This window comes from Dictyobacter alpinus (assembly GCF_003967575.1).
Lineage (GTDB): Bacteria > Chloroflexota > Ktedonobacteria > Ktedonobacterales > Ktedonobacteraceae > Dictyobacter > Dictyobacter alpinus.
On record NZ_BIFT01000001.1, the window covers coordinates 5,462,435 to 5,487,562 of the forward strand.

At 51.2% G+C, this 25,128-nt stretch carries 26 protein-coding genes; 11 read left to right on the forward strand and 15 right to left on the reverse strand.

Annotated elements, in window-relative coordinates:
- Positions 1 to 164: 164 nt before the first annotated feature.
- From EL633_RS21635 to EL633_RS21650, 3 genes are all read right to left on the reverse strand, one after another.
- Positions 165 to 476, reverse strand: coding sequence for a nuclear transport factor 2 family protein (locus EL633_RS21635; protein ID WP_126629192.1), 312 nt, complete (start codon positions 474 to 476; stop codon positions 165 to 167).
- Between the two features lie 4 nt (positions 477 to 480).
- A complete protein-coding gene (locus EL633_RS21640) occupies positions 481 to 1,719 on the reverse strand; it encodes an RNA-guided endonuclease InsQ/TnpB family protein (protein ID WP_126629193.1) in 1,239 nt (412 codons plus the stop codon).
- Between the two features lie 377 nt (positions 1,720 to 2,096).
- Complete coding sequence (locus tag EL633_RS21650) at positions 2,097 to 2,558, reverse strand: GNAT family N-acetyltransferase (RefSeq protein WP_161982315.1); 462 nt, start codon at positions 2,556 to 2,558, stop codon at positions 2,097 to 2,099.
- A 259-nt stretch (positions 2,559 to 2,817) separates the two neighbouring features.
- Between EL633_RS21650 and EL633_RS21655 the strand changes: the two genes are divergently transcribed.
- Entirely contained in the window at positions 2,818 to 3,765 is a 948-nt protein-coding gene (locus EL633_RS21655) for an NADP-dependent oxidoreductase (RefSeq protein WP_126629196.1), read from the forward strand.
- Positions 3,766 to 3,823: 58 nt separating this feature from the next.
- Here EL633_RS21655 and EL633_RS21660 read toward each other — a convergent pair whose 3' ends face one another.
- The 4 genes from EL633_RS21660 to EL633_RS21675 form a co-directional block, all read right to left on the reverse strand.
- The gene (locus EL633_RS21660) at positions 3,824 to 5,332 is read right to left on the reverse strand and encodes an MDR family MFS transporter (protein WP_126629197.1); all 1,509 of its coding nucleotides are present in this window, start codon (positions 5,330 to 5,332) and stop codon (positions 3,824 to 3,826) included.
- Positions 5,333 to 5,421: 89 nt separating this feature from the next.
- Complete coding sequence (locus tag EL633_RS21665; protein ID WP_126629198.1) at positions 5,422 to 6,051, reverse strand: TetR/AcrR family transcriptional regulator; 630 nt, start codon at positions 6,049 to 6,051, stop codon at positions 5,422 to 5,424.
- A gap of 288 nt (positions 6,052 to 6,339) precedes the next feature.
- A complete protein-coding gene (locus tag EL633_RS21670; RefSeq protein WP_126629199.1) occupies positions 6,340 to 6,993 on the reverse strand; it encodes a class I SAM-dependent methyltransferase in 654 nt (217 codons plus the stop codon).
- A 137-nt stretch (positions 6,994 to 7,130) separates the two neighbouring features.
- Complete coding sequence (locus tag EL633_RS21675) at positions 7,131 to 8,132, reverse strand: helix-turn-helix transcriptional regulator (protein WP_126629200.1); 1,002 nt, start codon at positions 8,130 to 8,132, stop codon at positions 7,131 to 7,133.
- A 137-nt stretch (positions 8,133 to 8,269) separates the two neighbouring features.
- On the opposite strand from EL633_RS21675, the gene EL633_RS21680 reads away from it, so the two are divergent.
- From EL633_RS21680 to EL633_RS21720, 9 genes are all read left to right on the forward strand, one after another.
- Complete coding sequence (locus EL633_RS21680) at positions 8,270 to 9,415, forward strand: epoxide hydrolase family protein (protein ID WP_126629201.1); 1,146 nt, start codon at positions 8,270 to 8,272, stop codon at positions 9,413 to 9,415.
- Positions 9,416 to 9,640: 225 nt separating this feature from the next.
- Positions 9,641 to 10,531 (forward strand): cyclase family protein, encoded by an 891-nt coding sequence (locus EL633_RS21685; protein ID WP_126629202.1) that lies wholly within the window; start codon positions 9,641 to 9,643, stop codon positions 10,529 to 10,531.
- Positions 10,532 to 10,596: 65 nt separating this feature from the next.
- Positions 10,597 to 10,950 (forward strand): cupin domain-containing protein, encoded by a 354-nt coding sequence (locus EL633_RS21690; protein ID WP_126629203.1) that lies wholly within the window; start codon positions 10,597 to 10,599, stop codon positions 10,948 to 10,950.
- Positions 10,951 to 11,010: 60 nt separating this feature from the next.
- The gene (locus EL633_RS21695; RefSeq protein WP_126629204.1) at positions 11,011 to 11,754 is read left to right on the forward strand and encodes a sugar phosphate isomerase/epimerase family protein; all 744 of its coding nucleotides are present in this window, start codon (positions 11,011 to 11,013) and stop codon (positions 11,752 to 11,754) included.
- Between the two features lie 245 nt (positions 11,755 to 11,999).
- On the forward strand, positions 12,000 to 12,890 hold the full coding sequence (locus EL633_RS21700) for a PrsW family intramembrane metalloprotease (RefSeq protein WP_161982316.1): 891 nt from the start codon (positions 12,000 to 12,002) through the stop codon (positions 12,888 to 12,890).
- A gap of 307 nt (positions 12,891 to 13,197) precedes the next feature.
- Positions 13,198 to 14,019, forward strand: a complete 822-nt coding sequence (locus EL633_RS21705) for a helix-turn-helix domain-containing protein (RefSeq protein WP_161982317.1) — start codon at positions 13,198 to 13,200, stop codon at positions 14,017 to 14,019.
- A gap of 128 nt (positions 14,020 to 14,147) precedes the next feature.
- Positions 14,148 to 14,618 carry a nuclear transport factor 2 family protein gene (locus EL633_RS21710; RefSeq protein WP_126629207.1) on the forward strand — a complete coding sequence of 157 codons (471 nt, stop codon included), beginning with the start codon at positions 14,148 to 14,150 and terminating at the stop codon, positions 14,616 to 14,618.
- Positions 14,619 to 14,664: 46 nt separating this feature from the next.
- Positions 14,665 to 15,369 (forward strand): SDR family oxidoreductase, encoded by a 705-nt coding sequence (locus EL633_RS21715; protein WP_126629208.1) that lies wholly within the window; start codon positions 14,665 to 14,667, stop codon positions 15,367 to 15,369.
- 27 nt (positions 15,370 to 15,396) lie between these two features.
- A complete protein-coding gene (locus EL633_RS21720) occupies positions 15,397 to 16,077 on the forward strand; it encodes an SDR family oxidoreductase (protein ID WP_126629209.1) in 681 nt (226 codons plus the stop codon).
- Positions 16,078 to 16,202: 125 nt separating this feature from the next.
- On the opposite strand, the gene EL633_RS21725 is transcribed toward EL633_RS21720, so the two are convergent.
- The 3 genes from EL633_RS21725 to EL633_RS21735 form a co-directional block, all read right to left on the reverse strand.
- A complete protein-coding gene (locus EL633_RS21725; RefSeq protein WP_126629210.1) occupies positions 16,203 to 16,874 on the reverse strand; it encodes a TMEM175 family protein in 672 nt (223 codons plus the stop codon).
- 8 nt (positions 16,875 to 16,882) lie between these two features.
- Positions 16,883 to 18,088 carry an SDR family NAD(P)-dependent oxidoreductase gene (locus tag EL633_RS37565; RefSeq protein ID WP_126629211.1) on the reverse strand — a complete coding sequence of 402 codons (1,206 nt, stop codon included), beginning with the start codon at positions 18,086 to 18,088 and terminating at the stop codon, positions 16,883 to 16,885.
- Between the two features lie 62 nt (positions 18,089 to 18,150).
- Positions 18,151 to 18,789, reverse strand: a complete 639-nt coding sequence (locus tag EL633_RS21735) for a TetR/AcrR family transcriptional regulator (protein ID WP_126629212.1) — start codon at positions 18,787 to 18,789, stop codon at positions 18,151 to 18,153.
- Positions 18,790 to 18,938: 149 nt separating this feature from the next.
- Between EL633_RS21735 and EL633_RS21740 the strand changes: the two genes are divergently transcribed.
- Entirely contained in the window at positions 18,939 to 20,636 is a 1,698-nt protein-coding gene (locus EL633_RS21740; RefSeq protein WP_126629213.1) for an FAD-dependent monooxygenase, read from the forward strand.
- Positions 20,637 to 20,692: 56 nt separating this feature from the next.
- On the opposite strand, the gene EL633_RS21745 is transcribed toward EL633_RS21740, so the two are convergent.
- From EL633_RS21745 to EL633_RS21765, 5 genes are all read right to left on the reverse strand, one after another.
- Complete coding sequence (locus EL633_RS21745) at positions 20,693 to 21,100, reverse strand: NUDIX hydrolase (RefSeq protein WP_126629214.1); 408 nt, start codon at positions 21,098 to 21,100, stop codon at positions 20,693 to 20,695.
- A 33-nt stretch (positions 21,101 to 21,133) separates the two neighbouring features.
- A complete protein-coding gene (locus EL633_RS21750; RefSeq protein ID WP_126629215.1) occupies positions 21,134 to 21,580 on the reverse strand; it encodes a GNAT family N-acetyltransferase in 447 nt (148 codons plus the stop codon).
- A 400-nt stretch (positions 21,581 to 21,980) separates the two neighbouring features.
- Positions 21,981 to 23,315, reverse strand: coding sequence for an MFS transporter (locus EL633_RS21755; protein WP_161982318.1), 1,335 nt, complete (start codon positions 23,313 to 23,315; stop codon positions 21,981 to 21,983).
- Positions 23,316 to 23,807: 492 nt separating this feature from the next.
- A complete protein-coding gene (locus EL633_RS21760; protein ID WP_174845172.1) occupies positions 23,808 to 24,047 on the reverse strand; it encodes a hypothetical protein in 240 nt (79 codons plus the stop codon).
- Positions 24,048 to 24,318: 271 nt separating this feature from the next.
- Positions 24,319 to 25,101 (reverse strand): DUF6597 domain-containing transcriptional factor, encoded by a 783-nt coding sequence (locus tag EL633_RS21765; protein WP_307720620.1) that lies wholly within the window; start codon positions 25,099 to 25,101, stop codon positions 24,319 to 24,321.
- Positions 25,102 to 25,128: the final 27 nt, after the last annotated feature.

The window sequence follows — 25,128 nt, forward strand, 5'->3', positions numbered from 1 at the left end:
GGAGCGCCAAAGGCGCGAAAAAATGATAAGCAGGGCACGGATTTCATTCGGCTAGCATAAGGAGCGCAGGCCCTCATGCTTGTTGTAGTAGTTGGTACAGACATGGTGCATTCTCGCCATGTCTGTACCAACGAATAATCATTAGAGGATCTTGCTTTTTTACACTACATGTCATCAAGGATACGTATGCAGCCAGAGATAATTTGCCAGCGTTCATCCTGATAGAGCCATACGCGCAGATAGCGGCAGAAAGATTCAACAGGAGTTCCCTGTAATCGTACCTTTACATGAGCTTTGACCGCAACAACTGCGCTTTCTCCATGGAGTTGCATGACTGGTTCCTCGACAAAATCCACCGCAGTCTGAACGACCGCGCCAGAGGCATGGCTATCAATATCATCGCGTTTTCCCTGTACATTTCCCTCGGTATCAATAAACAGTATCTTAAAGTGATGACAAATATGCCTATCGGTCATCCGTTCAGACGGCCAGCCGTCTTGGGAGAACTGCGGCTCCCTCTACTCCTCGCCCCACTTGCAAAGGGTCGGAGCTACTTTTGCGCAGAATGTTCCAACTGCCGTTGATGTCAGCGTGAAGGATGGTTCCATCCTTTGCACGATACCAACTACGAGCAATGCGCTGGCCTGAGAACACAGGCTTCTCAGAAGTGCTTGCCTGATACGTTGGAATGGGATCACCGTCTAGAAAGCTCGCTTTGCTGGTATAGCTCTCTTCCTGAATGATGATCTTGATGCCAACCAGCCTGGCTTTGTACGTCAACTGGTCAATGAAACGAGCGTGGGGGATGTACACAAACTGCTGATTGTTTTTACGGCCCATATTCGCTTCCTGCTTCCAGCGTGGATTTTTGCCAATGACCAGTGTACCGATCCTCTCGCTTACCAATAGATCAATGATGCGACGGCTGGCCGTGTGCAGATAACTGTCAACACGGCGATTGCGCTTCGTCGTCACTCGATCCAGCTGGCGCGAGCTAAAGCGGTTCTCATGGCTGAGGCGGCCCTGATGTTGGGCGCGTTGTTTGTTGTAATACTGGTTCACACTTTTGAGTGGCTTCCCACTGATCAAACGAGGTGCAAAGCCGGATTTGTTGCTGGTGAGCGCCGCCAGGATATTGACTCCCAGATCAAGGGCCGCCACCAGGTGGTGGTCAACGTCTGCTTGTTGCTCTTGTTGCTCATAGACGACCTCGGCCATATACCCATCCAGTCGGGGAACAATCCTCACCTGAGCAATCTTCTCCCAATCCGTGATTCTGGTCGCAATCGCGATGGGCAATCCTGATGGAACGAGCTTCCCTGTTTTCTTAAATGCTCGTTTGCCCAACGCCTGCTTGTCATAGATGAGCAAAAAGCGGCCTTTTTCTTTGTCTTTGTAGCCTGGCAATTTTGGTCGTCCCGTGAACGGCGTTGGATCCTGCCGATAGGCTTTCATCGCTTCAAAAAAACTGAGCCAATTTTTATGAAGTTGAAGCAAGATGGAATTACTCACCTTACGAGGGAGTGCGCAATAGGCGTCATGCTGCTTCAAACGGTGAAAGATGGCGGCATACGGCAGATAGATCCCCTCATGAATAAAAGCTTGCCTGATCTGATAATTTGCTTGATTGTACAGATTTTTGGACGCGAACGCCGCCTGATCAAGCGCGGAAAAACAGGGATTATCTGTACGAATCAGATGTCGTTCGACGACTTGCATTCGGCATCTTCCTTATCACCTTGGGTCGTTCTAGCAAGAAAACAACGTAAAAACGTCTGATCGCTCATTTCTTGTTTCCTTGTATAATGACGTAATTTCATGCAAGAACTCTAGCAGAGAACTATCCATTTGTCAATGCTTGATGTCATTTCTTAGAAACGTTTATAACACCAGATCATCATGTATTAAGCGTTCCAGGGCCTGTACATCATTGTTGACCATTGCCTGCTGAAGCTGTGCCTCAGCGTGGACAATTTCCTCAAGGGAGTGCTGCACTTTTTTGTCCTTTCATTCGAGCTCACAATAAATGTCTTGCCGTCCACTTTCTCAGGATCGACAGGTAATGCACAGAAGGCAAGAAGAAATCCATAGACAACTTATGCCAGTGCTTTCTCGTATAAAATCACTTCGATGTTTTGATACCTATCTCTGCCGACTTCGTGGAAGCCATTTTTCTGGTAGAGTTTCTGGGCCGCTATTTGTACAACTGAGGTATCCAGGTGGAGTGTTTTGTAGCCCATAGCACGGGCACGGTTTTCGAGTTCCTTGAGGAGCAGTTGGCCGAAGCCGCGTCCCTGATAATCTGGATGGATGCGCATGCGTTTGATTTCGGCGCTCTCCGGGCTGGTGCGGCGAAAAGCTCCCATGGCGACAAACACGCCATCCAATTCTCCGATCAGAAATTCCCCCCCATTGTTCAGATACGCTTCCTCGATTGCATAAACATCATCGTCCCAGTGACCACGGCCCAGGTAGGCGCCGACCTGCTGAATGGCATGAACATGCAAATATTCGACCCCCCCTTGATCGGTTGGTCTGTAACGGCGCAAAGTAAACATGAAACGTATCCTCACTTTTCCAGCCATGCAGAGCGTTTATGAGCGGCGTGGCTGTTTAATCTCTTCTATGCAAAAGATAAGGGCTCTGACAGAACTCTGTCAAGAGGATTTGCGCGACCTCCTGTTCTTTTGTTCAGGTACTATTTATGCTTTTGGACAGGGACGATAAGGCCTGTGTTCTCCTATACTGAGCGGTAATGGGAAGCAGATAGCTGGAAAAGAATTGAAATAGACGAATAGTATAAAGGGGATAATGCGTATGCGAGGACAGATGATGCAGGCAATTCAGGTGCGCCAGTATGGAGGCCCGGAACAGCTCAGGTTGGAATCGGTGTCGCGTCCGGTGCCACAGGCAGGTGGGGTGTTAGTGCGCGTGCATGCGGCTGGTGTCCTACCAATGGAGTGGAAGTTGCGCCAGGGATTTTTCAAGACGATGCGCCCATCTGTATTTCCGTATATTCCGGGGAGCGCTATTGCCGGAATCGTTGAAGCGGTTGGGCCAGGAGTGACGGCATTCCAGCCGGGTCAGGCGGTCTTTGGTCGCACCAACAATGGAGCCTACGCTGAGTATACTACTGCCGCCGTGGAGACGCTGGCCCTTAAACCGGAACAACTCAGTTTCGCGGAGGCCGCCACGATTTCAGGAGGTGCTACTACGGCCTGGTCGGCCCTGTTTGAGAACGCGGAACTGCAGTCTGGCCAGCGCGTCCTGATTCATGGGGCGGCCGGAGGTGTCGGCCTGTTCGCAACACAATTTGCCAACTGGAAGGGGGCGCAGGTTATCGCTACAGCTTCAACTAGCAACAGCGAGTTTGTGCGCTCGCTGGGCGCGGAACAGGTGATTGACTATACCACAACCCCTTTTGAAGAGGTGGTGCGAGACGTTGATGTGGTACTTGACACAATCGGAGGCGAGGTGCTCCAACGCTCTATGCAAGTCGTTAAACGTGGCGGCATCCTGGTCTCGCTACTCGAAAAGCCATCCCCACAAGCGGCCGAGCAGTATGGGATTCGTGCGATGAGTAATGCTCCAACATTTCCTTTTCCCTCCACCAGCCTCCTGCAAACTATTGCCCGCTTGATGGCTGACGGTCAGGTCAAGACCACAATCATGCAGACATTTTCCCTGCAGGACGCAAGTCTTGCCCATGCGCTCAGCGAGACCGGCCATGGGCGTGGGCGCATTATTTTACAAGTTAAGCCCTAAAGTACCCACAATAATGATACATAGCATAATATATCATTATTGTGGGTAACTCTGGAAATTAAGCTTCGATAGGAACTTCCTCTGCCAGCGCGGTCTTTTCCTGGGACGTGTGTTGTTGGACGTGAATGAAGCAGACTGCGATGAAGGCCAGGATAAGCGCTACCAGCGTGAGCCAGAAGGCATCTTGAACCGCCAGGTTCAGGCCAAGCTTGCGGATGAGGCCAAATGCGGCTGGCGATAGAGGTTTGGTCTGCTGTGCCAGCGTACTGATATGGGTACTGGCACGGCTCTGCACGAACGTCGCGAGTACCGCGATGCCCAGGGATGTGGAGACAAAGCGGGTCACGGTGCTGAGCGCGGATGCCTGAGCAAACTGGCGCGGCTCAACCTTTGAGAGCGCCGAGACTGTCAATGATTGTAGCAAGCAGCCTAGACCAAGTCCACGTAGCGCGAAGATCACGATCAACCAGGGATAGGGCGTTGTCAATGTATTCTGGGCCAGCTGCCAGGTAGAGAGTCCCATCAGGATGAGACCAATGATGAGTACGATGCGAGGATCAAAGCGATCAATGAAGCGTCCTCCGATAATTGCGGTCAGTACAGAAGCAAAAGCCAGCGGAAGCGTGAAGAGACCCGATTGAAAGGCGCTGAGCCCGCGCAATTCCTGGAGATAGATCGGAGCTAGAATCAAGCTGCCAAAGAAGGCAAAGGATATGAAGGCATTGGCAATATTGCTAGTCAGGAATGGTCCATTGGCAAAGAGATGCAGATCGACGAGTGGTTGTTTACCACGGTTAGCGATACGTAGCTCAACGATAACGAACAATGCCAGCAGACAGAGGCCACCACTGAGCGTGAGCAGCGCCGTCGGACTGTCCCAGCCAGAGATGTTGGCGCTGGAGAGCGCATAGAGGACAGCGGCAAGGCCCGTAGCAACCAGCACGAAGCCCGGCAGGTCGAAGTTCATCCGACCTTCAGAACGACGTTCGCGTAAGAGCACAAATGCCATGATGATTCCCACGATGCCGACGGGTACATTGATATAGAAAATCAGAGGCCAGCTCGCATAGGTCACGATATAGCCGCCGAGCGTCGGACCAAGTGCCGGCGCCATCAGGGCGGAGATACTTAGAAATCCACTTGCCAGACCCCGCTGGTGTGGGGGGAATTCTGAGAAGAGCAGCGTAATGGCCAGCGGGAAGAGGATCGCGCCACCGAAGGCCTGAATGATCCTGAAGACGATAAGTACCGGCAAATTCCAGGCAAAACCACAGAGTGCAGACCCCAGGGTGAACAAAGTCAGCGCGATAATATAAAAGCGTTTGGTGCCCAGACGGTTCGCAAAGAAGGCCGTCGTTGGAGTAACCACGCCCTGTGTCAGAATATAAGCGGTAATCACCCATTGCAGGCTGCCCAGATCGGTGGAGAAAGCACGCTGCAAACCGGGCAACGCATTGTTAATTACCGTCTGATCAAGGATGCTCATGAAAGAACCGAAAATGACCACCAGCAAGACCAACCACTTATAAGGCAGCCGGCTACGTGAACGACTGATTGAAAATTGCATCGAAAGATCTCCTTGAGATGTGGACCATGAGACTGGTCGAATAAAAATGCAAGTTAGTTAGCGAAAACTAAATTAAAAAAAGAAAAAAATTAGCTTTCAGGTGTGAGCAGGCCGCGCAACCAGACACGTCCCATCTCTTCCTGCACTTTGGCAATCTCGCCGGAGAGATTGAGCATCAAGCCATACTGGAGAGCCAGAATCATACTCATATAGCCCCATGTGGCGGCATCCAGATTGATCGTAGGTTCCAGGTAGCCAGACTCCTGGGCACGTTCGACAAGCTGGCGGATAAGCAGATAGACCTTCCGGTTATGTCGGCTGATGCATTGTGCCACCTCGGGATCGCTCGCTTCATTGACCGCTTGAAAGAGAACACGCTGAGTCTCAGGATCGTCCGTCATTGCAGCATTATACTCATCCACAATATGAGTAAGTGCATCCAACACATCCTGCTCGGCTCGACGTGCGAACCGTTGCTGGAGCGTGCTAAGGAATTGCTGGCTACACTCGCTGAGCACCGCCAGGAAAAGACCCTTCTTGCTCCCGAAATGCTTATAGAGCATAGGCTCGGTTACTTCACTCTCGCGTGCCAGTTCGCCTGTACTGGCATCCGCGTACGTGGAGTTAGCAAAGACATGCCTGGCTCTCTGCAGGATCAACGCCCGCCGCTCCTCACTGCGCATACGTGTGCGTTTTACCGGTTGCTGCTCACTCAACATTGGATGCTTCTCTACTTCGCTGTATTTTAGTTAGTGTACGCTAACTTATAAGAAGAGTATACTCTATGCAGGCACTCATCGTCAAGTGCATCGGGGGGTATCATTCATTTTTTGCAACAGCATGCGCACCATGGAAAAGATCACGTAGTTACGGGGAACGTGTTCGTGATGAGGGGAGAGATCGCTGGGATATGGGTTTTCTCCTCGCTACATGGTCTGGTGGTTTGAACATAATCATGTCGATCTGTTCCAGGTGAAGAGCTTTGAGTGAGATGTTTTGTGTTAGCCTTAGGCGGGTGCTATAGCCTGGAGAGAGATGACGGGTTGGAGACCTCCTGCTAGCTGGCGTTGTTGGGTGATGTGAAAACCTGTTTGTGTTAGAAGCTGTGCGGTGTCGCGATTCCAATGGCAGTTGCCGGCCAGCCGCGTCGTGACGGGGACGAGCGCATTCTGGATGCCTGCTGAAACCGCTCCCTGGGCGCGTACATGTTCCAGCATAAGCAGGATTCCGCCTGGTTTGAGTACGCGCTTGATCTCATGGAAGCCCTGGACTGGATCGGCGACCGAGCAGAAGACGAGGGTAACTACGACGCTATCGAAGGTATGATCTGCGAATGGGAGCGCCTCAATCGATGCTGCGGTCAGCTGTACCGGAACCCTGGCCTGATTTAGACGCTGGCGGGCATAGCGCAGCATGGCCGGATCAGGCTCGGTGGCTTCGACGCGTTCACAACGTGCTGGATCATAAAATGGGAAATTCAAGCCATTGCCCGCCCCGATTTCCAGGACGACACCAGTGGCCTGACCAACCAGTTCCTGGCGCAACGGATCAGTAAAGCGGCGGCTTGAGCCTAACTGTGTCATCCATTCATAGAAGGCCGCGAAACGTGGATGATGCAGGGACGAGCGATCTTTTTCGCCTGAAGGTGAAGACTGACTCATTTTTTACCTCAGATGCTTGCTTTTATGAGTGATTTGAGAACATTAAACGTTCCAAATTTGCCATTATGGTCTTTCTACATTTCCTACGAATAGCAGAGCCAATAGGTAGCAAAAAAACCTTGCCGCTGTTTTGCTCTTTATGTCCTGTTGCCAGGATCAGTAGACATTTTATCGGTAGGTGTTGCTTGCGCCAGATGCAGCATCTCTTCCGCGATCTCTTTTAGTGTGATCCGTAGTTCAGTCGGTTGATATATGTTGAAAGAGCATCCCAGGCCGACTAAGAAGCGTGCCATCCAGTCAAGGCTCTCAACAAATGCATGTAAGAGGGTCCCTTGAGAATGATGTTCGAGGGTGTAGTTGGTGAGTGTTAGCGGGATAGCGCGATGCGCCTCTTCTAATGGTATAAATAGCAGGACTTCCACATGCCACATTTCTGGCGTGGCTGCGAATGGTTGAAGCATGTATTCCAGATTGTGGAAATCGGCTGGACGGTTGAAATGCATTTCTTGTAGTTCAAGTTGCTGCACACGATCCAGACGAAATACGCGCAGATTAGAGCGTAAATGACAATAGCCCAAGGCATACCACCAGCCATCATGATAGACAACTTTGTAGGGATCAATGACGCGTTCCGTTTCCTTCTCATCCTCTGCTTGATAGCGCAGCCAGACTTGACGGCCCTGCTGGGCAGCAAGGCTCATCGTTTCTACCACCAGCCGTTCTACCAGCACATCTGGTGTGGCGATACCCACTACGAGTGTCTCTTTGATGGCCTGAACGCGTTGACGCAAGGCATCTGGCAATATACGCTCAATTTTTGCGATCACGCCCTCAACTGTTGACGTCATCGTCTTTACACCTACCTTACGAGCGATCAGCAGACCTACGATGAGGACCAGCACTTCATCATTGGTAAACATAAGAGGGGGGAGCTTAAAACCAGGTCGGAGCCTATAGCCACCGTATTTTCCAGTAATAGTTTCAACTGGAATACCGATATCCTGGAGCATCGTGATATAGCGACGGACAGTGCGCACATCAATTTCCAGGCGCGCAGCTAATTCAGGACCGCTGATCGCTGGCTTAGCTTGCAGTAATTCCAAGATTATGAGCACACGACTGGTTGGCATATAGCGCATAAGACACCACTTTTTTTTCTGCCTCTGAAAAATCTTTCTAAGGAGGACCTGCGTTGTCCTCCTTCAAGAGTATAGTATCTGTGGTAGGAAATCAAGCGAGGGTCGTTTGTGAATCACTACCAGAGGAGAACCGCGACATGACGAAACAGCCTTTCACGATCCATATTCCGCAAACAACGCTTGACGACTTGCGCGACCGCCTGTCGCGCACGCGCTGGACCGATGAGATTCCTGGAACTGAGTGGGAATATGGGGTGAACCGCAGTTACTTAAAAGAACTGATGGACTACTGGCGAAGCGAATTTGATTGGCGTGCCCAGGAAAAAATGCTCAACACATTCGCCCATTTTCGGGCTGACATAGATGGTGTGGATGTTCATTTCATTCATGAGCATGGGAAAGGACCTGATCCTATACCTCTGATTATTACACATGGCTGGCCCAGTTCCTTTACCCAGATGCTCAAAATTATTCCCCTCTTAACTGATCCAGAGCGCTATGGCGGAGATCCAGCGGATGCATTTGATGTTATCGTTCCATCCCTACCTGGATACGGATTTTCAGATCGGCCAGTCGAGCGAGGCATGACGGTTTCACGTATTGCCAGCCTGTGGACGCATTTGATGACGAACGAATTAGGCTACAAACACTTTATGGCACAAGGCGGAGATATTGGAGGTGGTGTCACCCAGCAACTCGCACTTGCGCACGCCGATTATGTCAGCGGTATTCACCTCACGGATGTCAATTATCCGTACTTTAGTGAGAAACCACAGAACTTATCGGAAGCAGAGCAACGCTATGTAGGAGCGAGTATGGCTTTCCTATTCCAGGAAGGCGCTTACGCCATGATTCAAGCGACGAAGCCGCAGACTCTCGCATATGGATTGAACGATTCTCCTGTTGGTCTCGCCGCCTGGATTATTGAGAAGTTCCGTGCATGGAGCGACTGTGATGGCGATATCGAACGAAAATTTAGCAAAGATGAGCTGCTCACCAACCTCACCCTCTATTGGGCCACAGAAACGATTAATTCAGCGAACCGCATTTACTATGAAGAGATGCACAATCCTACTCCCCAGACGTACGACGAACATAGTGATGTGCCAACGGCGGTAGCCATCTTTGCCAAAGACATCACTCCAGCTCCGCGTGAGTGGGCAGAGCGTACCTTTAACGTTCAGCGCTGGACACAAATGTCACGAGGAGGCCACTTCGCAGCTATGGAAGAACCAGAGCTGCTCGTTGAAGATATCCGTGCCTCTTTCCGTCCTCTACGCTAAGCAAGCAGAAAAAGTATCTTCGTATAGAGAAAATAGAGACATGATGTTCATACAACAGCATTTGATAATGGCTGCTGTCTGAGTATCATGTCTCTATTTCGTGGCTTACCCACAAATAGTTATGATAAACTGGAAAGAATCTGGCAAATAGCGAAACGCGAAAAATAGTTGTTTTTCATAAAAGCATCCTGGTTTGAGGACAGATTTTCCTTTGAGGGAGGTATTATGGAGAAGAGAGTTCAATTTGATTTTGAGATTGAGTTTACAAATGGTGGTGGTTTGGAGGGAAAGGCTTTTCGCCTGGATATCGCAGGCGATACTATTAGTGATCAGGAACTTGCCGACTATCTAGTGGAAGATATGCACTTATTGATGGTGGGAAAGGTCCAGATAAAGCATAAAGTTATTATTGAAGAAAAGCATAAGCGAGCCCCCATCAACATCCAGGCGGCTGGCGAGAAACTGGTTGACCTGAGTCATACTATTGAGCACGGCCTGGTGACATATAAAGGATTGCCCGCCCCCATTATTTGTGATTATTTGAGTCGTGAGGAGTCGCGAAAACAGTATGCCAGCGGGACAGAGTTCCAGATTGGGAAGATCGAGATGGTCACAAATACTGGAACCTATCTCGATTGTCCGTTTCATCGTTATGAGAACGGGAAGGATCTTTCGGAGGTTGGAGTTGAGCGGCTGGCTGATCTGGATGGCATCGTTATTCGGGTCGACCATAAAGAGAATTTTGTGCTGGACGTTGATAGCTTCCGTGGGAAAGAATTGCGCGGACGAGCGGTCCTGGTGCATACTGGTTGGGATGTTTACTGGAATAGCGAGCAGTACTTTGAACATCACCCACATCTGACCGAGGCGGCCGCCCGCTATCTTGTCGAGTGTGATGTAAAACTGGTAGGTATCGATTCAGTAAACATCGATGATACCAGGAGCGGCGAGAGGCCGGTCCACACAACGTTACTGGGAGCTGAAGTCCTGATTGTCGAGCATCTATGCAATCTTGGTCAGCTACCAGAATCAGGCTTCACTTTTAGTGCACTACCACCCAAATTCAAAGGGGCCGGAACATTTCCTGTGCGTGCGCTGGCAAAAGTACGCTCATAGCGACCTCTGCAACAAGTGCAAGGACAACTGCGATAATCTAGCGGGATATCATCAGGAGGCAAATCATGGAAGAAAAGATTAATCTGGCTGAGAAATTGACATTATTCGCGGATTACTGGTCTCCGAGGACCGTGGCGAATTTGAATGAGAATTCGATTATGGTTGTAAAGGTCAAGGGTGAGTTCACCTGGCACAAGCACGATGATACCGACGACTTCTTTCTGGTGCTCAAAGGTCGTCTGACCATTCAGATGCCAGAGCGGGAGGTCGTATTGGGTCCGGGTGAACTATTTGTCGTGCCACGTGGTATTGAGCATCGGCCTGTGGCAGAAGAAGAGACACATCTGCTACTGATTGAACCAACTGGAACCCCTAATACTGGCGACCCCGCCACGGCCGTACCTCAGAAGTTCATCTAAATATTAAAAAGGACATGTCCAGTTGCATGTCCCCTGTCTTTTTAGTTGGAAGGAATCACTATGTTACAGCAACCAATGGGTGCGCAACTGTATATATTTTCTAAGCAGTATCAATTGGACAAAGATATTGATTTCTTGCTGGATGGGCTTGCCAGCAGCGGCTATCAGTTTGTTGAGGGTGGGCCGGATGATGCCGAAGCGTATGCGTCAAAGCTTCAACATTACAACTTGAAGTTGTGTAGCCAGCATGTTTTGACTTCAGCGATGCTCGATCCGCAGCCACTGATACGTTACATGCATACTTTGGGAGCCCAGGATATTACGGTCAGTGGTCCACTCAAATGGTTTGAGCGCAGCACCCAGGATTACCGCGAGGCGGCGCAAGTCCTGAATAGGGCAGGCAAGATTTTGCGCGCGGAAGGGATCTATCTGCATTATCATAACCACGATTTTGAGTTCGCGCCGATCGATGGTGGGCAGAGCGGCATGGACGTCCTGCTAGAAAATCTGGACTTTAGCGTACTGGATCTCTGTGTGGACCTGGGATTTGTGTGGGTCGCGGGCATAGATCCTGTGGCATATCTCCAGCAGCATAAGGAGCGCATTGGCTATATCCACCTGCGTGATTTTGCCGGGAAGACTTCTACAGAGTTGGGAAAAGGTGATATGCCATTGCCCGCGCTGGTAGCGCAACTGGAGACCATGCCAGCGATACGCTATGTGATTATTGAGCAAGATCCAATTGCCGACGATCCACAGGCGAGTATGGCGCTGAGTTTACAATATCTCCGCTCGCTTAAATAATACTACCAACCTAACAGAATTTAGAGGCGTAGCGAGGAATGATCCAAAACGCTTTAGCAAGAGAAGATCTGTTACTATCCACCGAATATACACGTGTGGAAAGTATTCTCGTATAATGTGTGAGCACTATTTTGTGTAGTAATGCATATTTGGAGGGATGGCCGAATGTCAGGCCTTGCTCTACATTGGCTAAAAACGTGAGTAAAATGCTTTCAGCTGCTAAAGCGTATGGAGGATATGCATACATGGATAAAAATATAGCTACGCCTCAATCTGGCTATTATATAACACGTGGTCGGCGAGGTTGTTTATCGACATTCCTGCTTGGAATTGTACTCTTTGTGGCCACGGCAGCCGTGTTGATTTTTACAGGAAACCCCAATCTGTATCCCACTGTAATTATTATCGGCAACTTCCTTATTCCTATAGTCTTTGTCGTGTTTTTATATGACCACCAGCACCTGAGCTCCTTGAGTCCTGAGACGATCGGGCGTAGTTTTGGCATTGGCGGCATTCTCGGGATTCTTGGGGCCTCAATCCTTGAATCAATCTTGCTGCCCCGCCCGACTTCTCCCGATCAGGGTCTGGCATTTTCAACCGCGTTGTTAGTCGGACTCATCGAGGAGGGCTGTAAGTTCCTGGCCGTAATCATCCTGGCCAGACGTATGCAGCCACGTACCCAGATCGATGGCTTGTTGTTGGGCGCGGCCGTAGGGATGGGCTTTGCCGCCTTTGAAAGTACCGGTTATGCCTTTAGCGCGTTTCTGACCACCCAGGGACATATTACGGCTTCGCTCTTCTCGACCATCCTGCGTGGCTTACTGGCGCCTTTTGGCCATGGGACCTGGACCGCCATCCTCGGCGCAGTCTTATTCAGCCAGCGGAGTCGAGTGCGTTTTCATATTAGCCTGCCAGTCATTTTGACCTACCTGTTTGTTTCCGTGCTTCACGCGCTCTGGGATGGCTTCCCGCTCTTCCTCTTCCCCTTTGTGATCGATGTCTCCGGTGTCGATATCCCATTGGCAGCCGTGATCATTGGTGTGCTTGGCCTTGTCATTCTGACTGTCCTTTATCGACATGCGATCCGCCAACGTATTCTCACAGGCCAGTTGCCACCATTGAGCCGGGTGCCATAAACGATAGAGCCTGAACATAGTTTGCTATGCTCTTGGAGAGTACGGCCCACAGGCACGTGTGGGTCGTACTCTCCAAGAACTACGCAGCTTGAACGCATGCACTGGAAATTATTGAGAGAGGCGCGTGGTTTCTATTGATAGAGAGATATTACTATAGTAACAGTGCGTTGGAGAATATCTATCAGTGATCAGAACGAATCCTAAAATGAGGAATACTTTTCCTCATTCGATATCAACACCGGATTTTGAGAACTATTTGCCCACAGCACCTATTCTTTCCAGCCGGGATAAAGGATGGAGATATGTAATGGTGCGTACCTTTCACGAGCCAGTCGATTTAGATGAAACGCCTTTCCCTGGTGGCCCTGATATTTATCTGGTGCTGATTACAAGTGGAGATGTGCAGATCGAGGAACGGACGCTAGATGGTCCGTGGATGACATATGTAATGCATGAAGGCGATTGGTTTTTGACCCCAGCAGACGGTAAGCCTTATGTCCTGCGTTGGAAAAGCCTCTCCCCGGCTCCACTTACCACGCTTCACCTGCATATCAATGCTGATCTTTTCTTCCAAATCATGCAGCAAACAGTGGACCGCGATCCTGCAAAAATAATCCTGCAAGAGCAAACAGGATTTCAAGATCCCCTCCTTGCGCACCTGGGCCTGAGTTTGACGCGAGAACTCCAACAGCCAGCCTCTGATTCCGTGGGCAAACTTTATGCTGAAACAGCGGCACAGATGCTGGTTACGCACCTATTGCGCTACTATACAACGACCAATGTCTCCATTCGTGAAGCTGATAGGAAACTATCCTCGCAGCAGATGAAACGCTTAACTGACTTTATGCTTGCTCACCTTAACCAGGACCTCTCGCTGGAAATTCTGGCCCGGCAGGTAGGCTTCAGCCCCTATCATTTTACGCGTCTTTTTCGCCAGACAACCGGAGAGAGTCCGCATCAATTTGTCCTACACCAACGCCTTGAGGCCGCTCGGCGCCTCCTCAAAGAGACCGATACGCCACTTTCCCACATTGCTCTAGAAGTTGGTTTTCCTCATCAAAGCCATTTCACCCAGGCATTCAAACGCTATACAGGGACAACGCCACGCACCTATCGCCAGAGAGGGTGAAGGAGCGCACGTTTTCGATAGTATTAGCACGAATCCGATAGAGCCACTATCTCTTTCCCAGGTATTATATGTGAAGCTACACTGAGTAGTGAGAAAAATATCCCTACATACAAAGAAGGAGAAGCTCTATGCAACAGGAAAAGCAAGCGACGTGGAAAGAACATCCAAATGCACAGGTTGTGCGCGATTTTTTTGCCGCCTTCGGGGTGGCTGATGCTGCACGCATGGGTGAACTTGTGCATGAAGACCTCGTATGGCATTTCCCTGGAAGCAGTCCCATTGCGGGCGATTGGCAAGGCGTCGATGGCATCCTGAACGGCATCCGTGCGGTTGCCATGACACTGCGAGATGGCAAAGGCGGCTTTGAACTCCTTGAGGTTACCGCCAACGAACACTGTGCACTCTCTGTTCACCGTGATTTCTATACTGGACCCGACAACCAGCTTGACCTGCGTTATGTGCTCTATATACAGATGAAGGATGGCAAGATGGCTGAGGTCTGGGAGATCCCATTTGATTTGCCCGAAAATGATCGTTTCAATAACAAGCAAGCAGGAGCTTTAGCGAAACGGTTGGCGACATCCGTATCCACAAAGTAAGTGGAGCATATGAGAGAGATGCTTCTGTAATTCAGAAGGAAAAGATATGGCAGAAGAGTCATTCGTCGCGGTGGTTACAGGTGCTAATCGTGGTATTGGCCTTGAGGTGGTGCATCAGCTGGCCCGGCGAGGTATGCGCGTGATTTTAGGGTCACGCGACCTTGCCAGGGGAGAAGCGGCCGCCCGGTCGCTCACGCACGACAAAGGATCGATATTTCCCTATCAACTTGATGTCGCTGATCAGCACAGTATCGATCAGTTGTTAAAAGAGGTAACGGCCAACTTTGGTCGGCTGGACGTATTAGTGAATAATGCAGGTATTTTATATGATACCTGGGAAAATGGTATTACAGCTGATTTAGCTACGGTTCATACCGCCTTAGAAACCAATCTGTTTGGAGCGTGGCGTATGTGCCAGACATTTTTACCATTATTGCGGCAGAGCAATAATGGCCGTATCGTCAATGTATCCAGTGAAGGCGGCTCGCTGGCAAGTATGGGTGGTGGGACACCAGCCTATAGTGTCTCGAAAGCGTCACTTAATGCGTTGACTCGTATCCTGGCTGCCGAACTGGCCGGAAGCGGTATTCTTGTCAATGCCATTTGTCCCGGTTGGGTGGCGACAGATATGGGCGGAGCGGGCGGACGTCCCGTACAAGAAGGAGCTGCTGGCATTGTGTGGGCAGCAACGCTACCAAACAATGGACCAACCGGAGGATTTTTCCGCGACAAGCAGCCAGTACCCTGGTAAGAAGATCAAAGGAGCAGAGAGCATAACATGGCCCAATCCATTCTTGTTATTGGCGGGACCGGCAACACCGGCCGCCATATTGTGCAAAAACTTTTGCAGCATGGCTATGCGGCACGTGTACTGGCACGTAATATCCATGCTGCTCGCGAACAATTTGATCCACAGGTCGAAGTTGTCGCAGGAGATATCACCCAGCCAGCCAGCGTGGCGGCCGCGATGCACGGTGTCGCAGGCTGTGTGATTATTGTTGAGTCATCCACCTCCGATGCCGCCCCCAATAGTCCCGAACGAGTCCACTTCCAGGGGACACGCCATGTACTGGCGGCGGCAGCCGAACAGCAGGCCCATATCGTGCTGGTAACCCAGATTTACATTGCGCGGCCCGAACGTTTTCCAGAGATGCGTAACATCATCCATTGGCGCGGCCAGGCAGAGCAAGCAGTCCGTACAAGTAATGTCCCCTATACAATTGTGCGCCCCAGTTGGCTAACCAATGAGCCAGCCAGTCGAGCAGCGATCCGCTTTGAGCAAGGGGATACAGGGGATGGACAGATCAGTCGCGAGGATGTGGCAGAGGTCTGTGTGCAATCCTTACTGGTTCCTGAAGCACAGGGCAAGACATTTGAGATCTATAATGAGCCAGGAACGCCACCGCTTGCATGGCAGCCACTCTTTCAGCAATTAGCTGGCGACGTGACCGGAGAATAAGGCGAGTACTGGTGGCACTGTAGACAATGCCTGGTGCCACCAGTACTTGTCTGTGGCATCTTTAAGGAAATGCCGGGGGAAGTATTGTTTTAGCTACTGGCATATTGATCGTACTCGCCGCCCTATCACACCTGATTGAGGCGACCAATGCGTGGCGCGAGGGCGGAGTTGAGTTGCATTAAGATGATCAGGATGATGCTGATATAGGTATTAATGAGGAAAAACAGCATGGCGGCCGCATAAAGTATCTGGTAATAGACGATGCGCCGCTGAGCGGCGGCGCGTATCTCGTGGCTGACCTCGTCTTTCAGTAGTCCGGCTCGATAGGCATAGCGCCAGCTGATAAACAGGATACAGCCGAGCACGAGTAGATGGAGCCAGTAGAGGCCCAGCGCAATGCGGTAGGTGATAAATTCGGCTAATAATCCTGTTGAGAACGGCATCAGTGAAACAGCGAGCAAGAAGGCGAGATGGATCCAGGTGAGATGACGATTGCTGGTCACAAAGTAGTTGAATTGTGTTTGCTGGCCCACCCAAAAGATGCCGAGCGTGAGAAAGCTCATCACATAGGGGAGAAAATGCGGTAGCAATGCTCCCAGCGCATGTAATAAGGCAAGCTCCTTGTTTAGTCCCTGATTGGTCCAGAGCAATGGCGTGGTAAACCTGGCGGCCACCTCGGCGGCGGGTGTATGGAGATCGATGACGAGCAAGGTCATGGCGACCGCAAAGATGCCATCGGATAGCGCCGCCAGCCGGTCCAGGCTTTGTCCGGCAATGCTATTATAGACTGTTTTCATCGTCTGGCTTAGCCTCCCTGTTCGCTCGGGACGAGCAGGATTTCGTTGACGTTGACATGTAGCGGCTGCATGACTGCATAGACAATGGCATTGGCGATGTCGTTGCTCTGCAAGGGCGTAATATTTTGTTTACGCCGTAGCGCATTCTCACGAGCGGCGCTATTAGTGATATGAGAGGCCAGATCGGTCTCCACTATGCCGGGCTCAATAACGGTGACGCGAATATGGTCGTGCACACACTCTTGCCGCAAGGCTTCAGAAAGAGCCCCCACGCCCCATTTGGTAGCATTATAGACGCCGCTACCGGCGCGTGCGATACGGCCAGCCAGGGAAGAGATATTGACAATATGGCCGCCTCCTTGCGCCTGCATCAGCGGTAGGGCCGCATGCGTCGCATACAAGAGTCCAAGCACATTGGTAGAGATCATCCGCCTCCAATCCTCCGTATCTGCTCCAGCGATCGGCCCCAGCAACATCAAGCCGGCGCTATTCACCAGGATATCGAGTCGGCCCCACCGTTCCTGTAAATGTCGAACCATTGTCTGCACCTGTTGTTCATCCGTTACATCCAGGCTCAAAGCCAGCGCTTCTCCACCCGCTTGCTGGATACGTGCAACCAGCGACTCAAGGCGCTCTGTACGGCGCGCCGCGACCGCGACACGTATCCCCTGCGCCGCCAATGCCAGCGCCGTAGCCTCTCCAATCCCAGAGGATGCTCCTGTTACCAGTGCGACGCGTTGCTCATTTCGCTGCATGAATCTACTCCTTTGCTCCTCGTTTATGTTTTCCGGGTCAGTCTCTTCTTGCTTCGCTTCACTCTGATCAGGTGTGTGAGCTGTGATGCCTTGCTGTGCCAGGACCGCTTTTTTTCGCGCAATCTTCTGCTGTAACTGGGTTCCGTGTTGTTGCAACTTCTGCATTTGCTGTGCCAGAGCATGCTGATGCTGCTCAAGCAAGTGCAGGCGTTCGATGGCTGTTAGCGGACCCTGATGATGCAGTTTTGCGAAGTCGATCATCTGCGAGATAGGCATTCCTGTTGCCCGCAAGTTGATAAGCAAGCCAATCCATTCAAGATCCGCTTGCTTATAGCGGCGATGTCCGCTTGCTGCCCGCTGCACCGGCTCAATCAGGCCGATGCGTTCATAGTAGCGCAAGGTATCAATGGAAAGGCCGGTCAGTTCAGCAACCTGTTGAATCGATAAATCTATTTCCATGCCCGAACTATACAACCTGGAGTGTACTCCATGTCAATAGGCACATAGGATTTTTCAAGAATTTAAAATTTTTCAGGGGGAGGAGCTTGAAAGCCGGCGATCATGAAGGTGAGGATGCGCTGATATTCGAGCTCTTTGGTTGTGGTGCGTAGATGGTCTGGAACGAGGCGGGAGAGGACGCCGACCACATGGGTGATACAGATACCAAAGAGACTGATGAAGCGCCATTGCAGCTCAGCTTCTGGTAGTGTGGGCAAGACACGTCCCAAGATAGCGCTGTAGCTGGCATTGATAGACTGCACTTCGGCCAAAATTATACGTTGAATCTCCTCATTAGGATCAACAATAGCGCGTGCAAATACCTGGGCACGTATACGTACACGTGGATCATCGCTATATAAATAATTGACCAGTGGCAGAATAAAGGCTCCCAGAATCTCTTCCAGGGTCGGTTGTGGTGTATGGTCCAACAAAGCCTCCAGCGCCTCAACCTCCTGGATTTTGACCGGCGCGATTAAACGCTGCAGCATCGTTTGGAGCAGCTCAGATTTTGAGCCAAAATGATAGTTGACCGCCGCCAGATTTACACAGGCCGCCGTTGTGATATGGCGGAGCGACGTAGCCTCAAATCCCTTCTCCGCGAAAAGTTGTTCAGCCGCATCCAGAATACTCTCTCTGGTCGCCTGTGTCGTTGTTGGCATCCTGCAGACCTTCCATTTCTTTGACAATGCTTGTGTTTATCAGCCTTGACAATTATAGCATACAAACGTTATGATTCATACAGTTGTTTTAAACGATCGTTTTAATTTAAATGCATAGCCAGGAATATCCCTGAAAGGATAAAACTTTCATGAATACGCAAAATTATGACGTTGATGTCTTGATCATCGGTGCTGGTCCCGTCGGGCTGACGATGGCTCATGAGGTGCAACGGCACGGACTCAGCTGTCGTATCCTCGACCAGAAGCTGGCTCCCAGCGAGACCTCGCGGGCACTGGGTGTTTTTAACAGAACTCTTGAAGTCTTTGAAACTATGGGGATGGTTGACAAAATTATACCTGAGACCCAGCCGGTCCACTTTCTGAACGTCTATGCCCGGAAGCGGCACCTGACCCAGGTCTCATTTGAGTCCCGTGCATTTGAGACACCCTTTGCCTATCCTGTTTTCTGTTCACAGGTTCATGTCGAGGAAGTCTTAAGAACAAAGTTATATACGCATGGTGTCGCTGTAGAGTGGGGTACCCGGCTGGTCGACTTTCAGCAGGATACTGAAGGGGTAAGCGCCACCATCCAATCCGCAGAAGAGAGTACGCAGCAGATACAGGCACGCTGGCTGATTGGTTGTGATGGTGGTCATAGCCTGATTCGCAAGCAATTGCACCTGCCATTTAATGGGAGCAGTGATGAAACCTGGTTAATCATTGATGTCGAGCTTGATTGGTCCCTGCCTAAAGATAGTGTCTATGGCTTCTTTGGCGCTGACGCCACCGTCATGGCCTATCCATTTCCAGAAGGCAAGCGTTGGCGCTTACTCACGACCCATGTTGAAGAACAGACCGATCCAGCGAGTGTTTCCGCGCAATTTGCCCGCATCATCAACAGTGTCTATGCAGATGAGCCCGTCATCATTCCGGAACCACTCTGGCTCTCCATCTTCACCATCCAGCAGCGCCATGTCCCCAATATGCGTGCGGGCCGCAGCTTTGTGGTTGGAGATGCCGCCCACGTACACAGTCCTGCCAGTGGACAGGGCATGAATACCGGCATCCAGGACGCCTTCAACCTCGCCTGGAAACTGGCCCTGGTCATCCACAACCAGGCCTCTGAACATCTGCTGGATTCTTATAGCCTGGAGCGTGAGCCAATCGCACAGAATGTGTTACGCGGTGCTAAAGTTTTCACAAGGGTTCTGAGCCAGCAGTATGAGGTAGTGCAGCAGGTGCGCAACACGATCCTGAACGGCTTTTATCTCCTCCCATTCTTGCGGCCTTTTTATAATCAGCAGGTCTCTGCGGTGCTATCTGGATTTGCGCACAATTATCGGCAGAGTCCATTCGTCGCGCAAGATTGGCAGGTTGAGGGCAGAAACGTACGTGCGCTGACTGGTATCACGCCAGGAGATCGACTGCCCGATATTCGTTATGGTGTTGATAGTACGCGGCGGCTCTATGATCTGACGCGTGGCGTACAGCATAGCGCCCTGCTCTTTGTTGGCATCGATGCCCATGAGCAAGATCAGCAGCAGGCAGCCCACCTGTTAGAGCAGCTGGTGCAACGCCACGATCAGTGGTTACAGCCATACCTGTTTGTCACCAATGAACAGGTACAGACCCAGCTGAGGAAGCTTGTCAGCGAGACATATCAGGACGCTATTGTGCTTGATCAATATGGTATCTTGCATCGTCGCTTTGGTGCCGAGCATCCTACCCTCTATATCATCCGACCCGATGGCTATATCGGCTATCGCAACCAGCCCGCCAGCATAGAGCAGCTTGAGCACTATGCTAACGCGGTGCTGGGTATCAAGCAAACAATAAAAACATCTTAAGCATTTTTTGGCTGGCTGAGTTGGCATATACCATGTTGTCAATAGACACGGCCAGTTCAAAATGCCACAAAGAAAGGATGGCTACTCTTATCCAGGCAATGGAGAATCCTTTCTTTGAAGGTATGCCAGGTAACCATGGTGAGAGCCTGCTCCAGAGGATAATAGCCGACTTCCAGGCTCTCGCTACTGGTGGTACAGACGCCACCGATCGGACGGGCCAGCCAGAGCGTATTGCAGACGCTGCTGGTCAGATTTTGATAGATGCCACAAAAGCTGAGAATCTCCACATCGATGCCCGTCTCCTCTTTGACCTCACGCCTGGCGGCATCCGACAGTGACTCACCCTCCTCAACCTGGCCGCCAGGCATCTCCCAGCCTCTGCGCGGCCCCTTGATCAACAGGATCTCATTGTCCTCGTTTAGTACAATTGCAGCCGCTGAAATAATATGTTTAGGATCGGACATACATATATTCCTATAGTCAAAAATAGCTGTATCCTAAGCCTCAAGTAGCTTGACCATGGTATAGTAGTTGACGCCAGGAGGATAATCTTCGACGACGCCAACCACCTTATAATCGTAGCGCTCATAGAAGGTTTTGGCCTGGAAATCAAAGGTGGTGAGCAAGACCTTTTGCGCGCCATTTTCACGGCCGAGCTGTTCAACCTGTGCCAGCAGGGAACTGCCCAGGCCATGACCACGCAACTCCTCGGAGAGCCAGAAATCATTGATCTCCAGCCAGTTCCAATAGACCTCTGCCGTGATGCCACCGATCCAGAGTTTATCGGCATCGAGCACTATGGCATTGATCTGTTTGACTGCACCTTCCTCTCGCGCCGCTTTATGCTGAGGGGAGCGCTGATTATTGTATTCCTTGATCTGTTGGTGGAGAAAATCTATAAAACCTTCCTGTGGCTCAAGTGTGACCGTGACTGTATAATCCATTTAATTCCTTGCTACTTTCTAGTGTGTGATATGTGTATCATAGCACAGAAATTGTTGGTTGGTCCCCATTCTATTGGGAAGGGGGCCATGCATCTGGGGGCCTGCACTGTGCTTCCATGGGAAGGTTTCATTTGGGCACCGCATGAGGCAAGGAGCCAGACCAGGAGGAACCGGAGCGCGGGGAGACTGGGCCACCACGCTGCGGCGGGTGGCAAACGACCGTTGAAGGTCGTAACTACGTGGACGTGATGTGGAAAAGAATCGCTGGCAAAAAAATGCATGTTACCCTATCGGGGGTGGCCAGAGCAGGGTTGGCTGGTAGAAGATTATATACGGAGACGTAAACAACGAGAGCATGTATAAGGATTACAATTTTCTTATACATGCTCTCGTTGTTGTTTTATAAGGCGGTATTGTTGGCCGGGGTGGTTTCGTCCTGGGGGGCTTTTGGGCGGACGGCACTGATGGCGTAGATGGCGAAAACGGCCATGGCGATCGAGAGACCCCCGGCAATGGCAAAGGTGATCTGCGGTGTCACCCAGGGGGCGATGGCTGCCTGAGACAGTGGCGCAATGAGCAGTGCCAGCGAGATGGCTGTACTGCGTATGCCCATGATCTGGGAGCGATTATGGTCGCTGGTCGCACTCAGGTAGACGGTGCCGAGCGCCGGCATCAGGAGCGCACTACCAATACCTGTGATGGCGGCCGCTACGATCAGGAGCGCATATTGATGTAAGAAGAGCATGCCAAGGTTGAGGGCTGCGGCAAACAGACAACCAATCGTGACAAGGAGTCTTTTTGAACCTTTATCGCTGAGGCGTCCCAGGAAGAATGGGAAGAGTGCCACACTCAGACCATAGGCGCTGATAATCAAGCCATATTGGGCTGGACTATAGTGGAGTGTATCCTTGAAAAAGAAAGGATACTGGGGCAGCGAAAATGGATAGACGAACATGGTGCCCAGGTCGAGGAGCAATAGTGGCGCAAAGAGTAAGGCCAGGCGGCTAAGTCTGGGTGCATTGACATCCACTTTCTTGATACCGTTGCGCTTATTTGCTCGACGTTCCACTTCCTCCAGGCGTACCTGCTCCGGTAATGTTTCGGGCAGCAAGACCAGGGCCAACAGGGCCGCGATCAAGGCACAACCTGCCGAGAGCAAGAAGGGACTTCTAAAGCCCCAGGATTGATAGAGCACGCCGCCGATTGCCGGTCCCAGGGCCAGACCGCCAGCCTGAGCCGTGGTCATAAAGCCGATCCAGCGACCCTGTTTATCCAGTGGAACCGCATCACCGACCATGGCCATTGAGGCCGGCATAAAGCCCGCCACAAACGTGCCCTCCAGGAAGCGAATAATAATGAAGAGCGGTGCCGTATTGACATATGCTAGCAGCAGATTAGAAAGGATAAAGCCGAACAGCGCGAAGAGCACGATCGGTTTACGACCGTAGCGGTTGGCAAGTACACCCATAGGGGTACTGAACAGGAACGTACCCAGTCCAAAGGCCCCTTCCATCAAGGCCAGTGTGCCCGCACCCAGGCCGAGAGCCTCCAGGCGCTGTGGAAAGACTGGAACAATGATGCCGAAGCCAGTCATAATCAGAGCCAGACTGGCCGGTAGAAAGGCCAGGGCCCGCGTGACCCGTTTCTGCTGTGAGGGTGGAGGACTGGTCGCTATCTCCTCCATCTGTGTTCGTTCTGCTGATACATGTAACTCTGTCTGGTCCGAGGTCGTCATATATAGAAATTCCATTTCTTCTGTGCATAAAGCATTACAAGGAAGGTAGTTGCATGTAAGATTGTTTTGATCATCGCAAAACAAGATCGCCATAGTGACGATCCTATAAGACTATAATTGTATCTCTGGCAGATTTTATTCCATTACGTGGACAAATAGGTTGATTGATTCAGATCCGCTTGCCTATGATAACATACAGCAGCTTAAAAAACTTCTTGAATCTTGCTGCTTTCCGTACTATGTACTGTAAAGAAGCAATAAATTGTTACTAGTTCTGGAAAATCACCCTCACGCTGGGGGAACGCGCCTGCTGGTCCACTGGGCACCGAAAGGCTCTTTTGGCTGGCGTGCCAACGACGACTTTAAGACGAGCAAGCTTGCAATATGCGTAATCCTTCTGACTTCTCTAGCGAGACATTGCATGTCACGACAAAAAAAATACTTGCATCTTGTCACTTGACATATAAATTCGCTAAAAAGGGGAGATATGCGTCAGAAGAAGGAAATGGCGAGGATAGGATGTGTGTCAAATTTTGAGCAATGATGAAAGAGGAACTCTTCACTTTCATCGTTGCACTCTGCCTTCTCAGCAAGGGTCTTGATATTGGTGGTGGAAGCCTCGATGTGGTCGGCGATCCGCAAGGTCGCCACCACATGAATGCACCAGGGCGTGCAGAGATCGCTCAGCTCGCTGAGATTGGCACTTGCCACTGGTGTTTGGTCACCTGTCATCTCTTGTTCCTCCTCATTGGTTTCTTGATTACTCACGAACACGCGCTGCGACCCGATTTGGAATGGTACGGGAGACGGTCTTGATCTCTACGAGAAGCATCGGGCCAAGAGCATGACTCTTATGCTAGCGCAAGGAAAGTAACTTGTCTTGTAAAAATTTGTCCCGGGTCAGGGAAGAGGAATATGATTGTGGTGCTCACCTCGCTGTGCCAGATAGGCGTTGGGAGTGAGCCCAGCAAATGCCTGAAAGTCGTGAATGAAATGGGCCTGGTCAAAATAGCCAGCATTCCAGCGCAAGGTCTGCCCACCGGACGGGTTGCCCTCTGGTGATCCGCTGGAGCCCTTCCTGAAAGCGAAGCAGGCGGCAAAACACTTTCGGTGTAAGTCCAACAGCTTCCTCGAACAAATGGATGAAGCGCTTAGGACTCACGCCAAGTTGTGCTGTCACCTCCGAGATGGAACGCCGCTCTTCCCCGGACTGAAACGAGGCCAGAGCGAATGGGACCGCAGGATGCGGCGTCCGCTCCATGGCTCCGTGCGCTAGGAGAAAACGTTCGAGGATTCGCACCATGGTTTCGGGCGTCTGGGCCGTCTGCAATTGCTCGCGCAGGCTGACGGCGGACGGTCCCCAGAGCGTAGAAAGATCAACGACCTGGTTGGTCAATTCGGTGGCAGGCATTGGCAGAAACGGGCGCGCGCCGCCTGGCTTGAAGCAGACGCTCATGGTCGTTACCAGAGTGGTCGTATCAATGACAGAAAATTGCGAAAAGGCACCGTGGAGCACGCCGCCATGAAAGCTCTGAAACTGGTCGGAAGCGCGTGCGTTGGAAACCCGAAGAGTTTCATGGCCCAGATTGATCACCAGGGCCACCTGGCCATCGGGAAGGCAGCGTTCCCAGGTGTGCAATGGGGCGTCCCCTTTGTAGAAACCGAAAGTCTCAACATATGCCGAAAGGGGGGGTGAAGGCAGAAAGCACTCCAAGACAGTCAAGACGAACCTCCAATCGATGGTGACGCCCCTTCGGCATCCGACAACGCCACTTTCCGCTCTCATCGCGTTGATATCGCCCTGGATGAGTTA

Coding starts and splice junctions, on each gene's coding strand:
- EL633_RS21755 (WP_161982318.1), bottom strand. CDS start 23,315: ATGACGACCTCGGACCAGACAGAGTTACATGTATCAGCAGAACGAACA.
- EL633_RS21725 (WP_126629210.1), bottom strand. CDS start 16,874: ATGAAAACAGTCTATAATAGCATTGCCGGACAAAGCCTGGACCGGCTG.
- EL633_RS21635 (WP_126629192.1), bottom strand. CDS start 476: ATGACCGATAGGCATATTTGTCATCACTTTAAGATACTGTTTATTGAT.
- EL633_RS21695 (WP_126629204.1), top strand. CDS start 11,011: ATGTTACAGCAACCAATGGGTGCGCAACTGTATATATTTTCTAAGCAG.
- EL633_RS21745 (WP_126629214.1), bottom strand. CDS start 21,100: ATGTCCGATCCTAAACATATTATTTCAGCGGCTGCAATTGTACTAAAC.
- EL633_RS21720 (WP_126629209.1), top strand. CDS start 15,397: ATGGCCCAATCCATTCTTGTTATTGGCGGGACCGGCAACACCGGCCGC.
- EL633_RS21740 (WP_126629213.1), top strand. CDS start 18,939: ATGAATACGCAAAATTATGACGTTGATGTCTTGATCATCGGTGCTGGT.
- EL633_RS21675 (WP_126629200.1), bottom strand. CDS start 8,132: ATGCGCTATATGCCAACCAGTCGTGTGCTCATAATCTTGGAATTACTG.
- EL633_RS21715 (WP_126629208.1), top strand. CDS start 14,665: ATGGCAGAAGAGTCATTCGTCGCGGTGGTTACAGGTGCTAATCGTGGT.
- EL633_RS21650 (WP_161982315.1), bottom strand. CDS start 2,558: ATGTTTACTTTGCGCCGTTACAGACCAACCGATCAAGGGGGGGTCGAA.
- EL633_RS21680 (WP_126629201.1), top strand. CDS start 8,270: ATGACGAAACAGCCTTTCACGATCCATATTCCGCAAACAACGCTTGAC.
- EL633_RS21685 (WP_126629202.1), top strand. CDS start 9,641: ATGGAGAAGAGAGTTCAATTTGATTTTGAGATTGAGTTTACAAATGGT.
- EL633_RS21750 (WP_126629215.1), bottom strand. CDS start 21,580: ATGGATTATACAGTCACGGTCACACTTGAGCCACAGGAAGGTTTTATA.
- EL633_RS21735 (WP_126629212.1), bottom strand. CDS start 18,789: ATGCCAACAACGACACAGGCGACCAGAGAGAGTATTCTGGATGCGGCT.
- EL633_RS21760 (WP_174845172.1), bottom strand. CDS start 24,047: ATGACAGGTGACCAAACACCAGTGGCAAGTGCCAATCTCAGCGAGCTG.
- EL633_RS21705 (WP_161982317.1), top strand. CDS start 13,198: ATGGTGCGTACCTTTCACGAGCCAGTCGATTTAGATGAAACGCCTTTC.
- EL633_RS21690 (WP_126629203.1), top strand. CDS start 10,597: ATGGAAGAAAAGATTAATCTGGCTGAGAAATTGACATTATTCGCGGAT.
- EL633_RS21640 (WP_126629193.1), bottom strand. CDS start 1,719: ATGCAAGTCGTCGAACGACATCTGATTCGTACAGATAATCCCTGTTTT.
- EL633_RS21655 (WP_126629196.1), top strand. CDS start 2,818: ATGCGAGGACAGATGATGCAGGCAATTCAGGTGCGCCAGTATGGAGGC.
- EL633_RS21670 (WP_126629199.1), bottom strand. CDS start 6,993: ATGAGTCAGTCTTCACCTTCAGGCGAAAAAGATCGCTCGTCCCTGCAT.
- EL633_RS21765 (WP_307720620.1), bottom strand. CDS start 25,101: ATGAGAGCGGAAAGTGGCGTTGTCGGATGCCGAAGGGGCGTCACCATC.
- EL633_RS21700 (WP_161982316.1), top strand. CDS start 12,000: ATGGATAAAAATATAGCTACGCCTCAATCTGGCTATTATATAACACGT.
- EL633_RS21710 (WP_126629207.1), top strand. CDS start 14,148: ATGCAACAGGAAAAGCAAGCGACGTGGAAAGAACATCCAAATGCACAG.
- EL633_RS21665 (WP_126629198.1), bottom strand. CDS start 6,051: ATGTTGAGTGAGCAGCAACCGGTAAAACGCACACGTATGCGCAGTGAG.
- EL633_RS37565 (WP_126629211.1), bottom strand. CDS start 18,088: ATGGAAATAGATTTATCGATTCAACAGGTTGCTGAACTGACCGGCCTT.
- EL633_RS21660 (WP_126629197.1), bottom strand. CDS start 5,332: ATGCAATTTTCAATCAGTCGTTCACGTAGCCGGCTGCCTTATAAGTGG.